Origin of the sequence: Bacillus sp. B2-WWTP-C-10-Post-4 (assembly GCF_009183805.1) — a bacterium.
Classification (GTDB): domain Bacteria; phylum Bacillota; class Bacilli; order Bacillales; family Bacillaceae_G; genus Bacillus_A; species Bacillus_A cereus.
This window is the reverse complement of sequence record NZ_WEII01000227.1, coordinates 1-2,553: the sequence shown is the minus strand read 5'-3', so window position 1 is coordinate 2,553 and position 2,553 is coordinate 1. Positions and strand designations below refer to the sequence as shown.

The following is a 2,553-nucleotide window of genomic DNA, read 5'->3' as shown; positions in this document are numbered from 1 at the left end:
GTTTCACGTTGTTTGTTTCGTTCAGTTTTCAAAGAACTACTTGGTCGCTCATTTGCGACTTCCTTATGTTAACATTTTCATCTTTCAATGTCAACTAAGTTTTTTATTTCGTTTGTCGCTTGCGACGTTATTGTCATCGGCGACTTGTTCTATATTACACCTCTAAAGTATAATCGTCAATACGTTTTTTAAAAAACTTTATATTTTATAGATTTCACTTATGTATTTCTTCTATAGTTATATACAAGCACCCCACAGAACTATCTATGGGGTACTACTCTACTATAAAAACTATTGCTCTTTCGACGGCGCCGAACAACTTCCATCAGTACAAGAAAGATCGCTTCCACCCTCTGAAGAAAGTTCTTGTAACTTAGGTGCAGGATTCTCTTCTTCCCACACTTGCTGAAGTGCACCAACAAAAGTTTCAAGTGGTTGTGCACCTGAAATAGCATACTTTTGATTAATAATAAAATAAGGTACTCCCGAAATTTGATATTGCTGAGCAATCGCTTCATCAATTCTAACATCATTTGCATACGCATTTTTATCATTAATAACATTTAAAGCCTCTTGCTTATCTAAACCTGAAACTTCAGCGATAGTAGCAAGTGTATCCACATCACTTAAATTTCTCGATTCAGTGAAGTATGCGAAAAGTAGATTTTCCGTAATCTCTTTTTCTTTTCCTTGATCCTTTGCAAACTTCGCAAGACGATGCGCATCAAACGTGTTCGTCGGCTTCATCTCATCAAAATTAAAACTTAAACCCATACTAGCTGCATGATTTCCTAGCTGTACGTTATTACGCTTAGCTTCTTCAATACTAATTCCATACTTTGATGCAAGTACTTCATTAATACTTGTCCCAGAATAGATTGGAGCATTTTGGTCTAATTCAAAACTTTTAAACTCAACTTCAACATCCTTCTTATGCGGAAATTGCTCTAAAGCCATCTCTAATCTGCGTTTCCCAATATAGCAAAATGGGCATACAAAATCTGACCAAACTTCAATTTTCATAGAAACACCTCATTAACTTTTAGTTTTCAATCATTGTAGCACTGAGATTAAGGAATTCAAAAGTTTTTGCTCTACCTCCTTCATATAGTACATACAAAAATACACTTATAGCAGAATACCTAATTAACAAAAAAACGATAATCAAAAGGATTAACTATTATCCCTCCGATTATCGTCTATATAAATGCAACAACTTTAATTATGCCGGAATATACTTCCCTACGAACTTCCATACAGTATTCCAATATTTATTCGAATCTACTTTCTCCGCTTCTCCATGTCCAGCACCTGGAACAATTAATTTCTCTTTTTCTACTTTTGCAGCATTATATACTTCATCTAACATTTCAAAAGGAACGAATGTATCAGCATCCCCATGAATGAACAGCATAGGTGTTTTACTTTTCGCTACTTGTTTTACTGCTGAGGCCTCTTCTAAATCATACCCAGCTCTTAATTTAGTAACCGTATTTGCCGCATTCATAACAGGAAACTTCGGTAAGTGGAATAAATCTTTTAGTTGATAAGTAAATTCATCAATAACAGTTGAGTATCCACAATCTTCAATAATAACTTTAACATTAGAAGGTAAATCTTCTCCTGAAGTCATCATTACAGTTGCCCCGCCCATTGAAACACCAAATAGAGCTATTTCAGCATTAGGGTCTTTCTTTAAGATTTGTTGAATCCAAATTAACACATCTTTACGATCATGCCAGCCCATACCAACATAATCCCCTTCACTATTTCCGTGCCCACGAAGGTCTGGTGCTATGACATTATAGCCTTGTTCATAAAAGTTACGAACATATTTCGTCATTTCTGATGCTCTACCACTATATCCATGAACTACAATTGCCCATTTATGACTAGATGGTTCATTCATATATTCATAACCTTTTAAATTTAATTTATCGAAAGAACGTATAGTTAATGTGTTAGGTTTATACTTCGATACGAAGTTTGCATTCTTTTCTTCATTTGCAGCCAATACATCTCCCGACGCATTTACCGTTTCCACTAAATGAGGATTATCTTGCAAAAATTCCTTTTCTTGTTTCGCATTTAATGCATAGTTATAAAAATAATTTCCAACTAACATATACACGATTACTAGCAGGACTAAGACTACTATAGTAATTATACTTATCTTTTTCATATTATCTCCTTTTCTAACTTAAATCTTCTTATATTAAAGTACATCAAAAACAACTGTACTATTTTAACATACCAATGAATTCTATCTTTAAGAAATAAAATAGAAAATCTTAAATTACCTGTCAAAAATCACGAAAGAAATTGAATAAAACTTATATAGCTACGTACTCAAAAATCTTTTAAGAAATGAGCAGCACTTCAAAATATTTAGCTTTGAAAAGAAGTTATAAAATACAAAAAAGACGAGTCATTCTGACTCGTCTTAAAGTTGCTTGGCGACGTCCTACTCTCACAGGGACAAGGTCCCAACTACCATCGGCGCTAGAGAGCTTAACTTCCGTGTTCGGTATGGGAACGGGTGTGACCTCTCTG

The 2,553-nt window shown here is 34.3% G+C and carries 2 protein-coding genes and 1 rRNA gene; all 3 read right to left on the bottom strand.

What is annotated here, in order from left to right:
- Nucleotides 1-291: 291 nt before the first annotated feature.
- A complete protein-coding gene (locus GBN78_RS29340; protein ID WP_000687938.1) occupies nucleotides 292-1,023 on the bottom strand; it encodes a DsbA family oxidoreductase in 732 nt (243 codons plus the stop codon).
- 199 nt (nucleotides 1,024-1,222) lie between these two features.
- Nucleotides 1,223-2,182 (bottom strand): alpha/beta hydrolase, encoded by a 960-nt coding sequence (locus tag GBN78_RS29335; RefSeq protein ID WP_000723977.1) that lies wholly within the window; start codon nucleotides 2,180-2,182, stop codon nucleotides 1,223-1,225.
- A gap of 269 nt (nucleotides 2,183-2,451) precedes the next feature.
- Nucleotides 2,452-2,553: ribosomal RNA gene (rrf, locus tag GBN78_RS29330) — 5S ribosomal RNA — on the bottom strand; the annotation flags it as partial.

What these genes read in the sequence shown, in the direction of transcription:
- GBN78_RS29340 (WP_000687938.1), bottom strand. Translation starts at nt 1,023, where the DNA reads ATGAAAATTGAAGTTTGGTCAGATTTTGTATGCCCATTTTGCTATATT.
- GBN78_RS29335 (WP_000723977.1), bottom strand. Translation starts at nt 2,182, where the DNA reads ATGAAAAAGATAAGTATAATTACTATAGTAGTCTTAGTCCTGCTAGTA.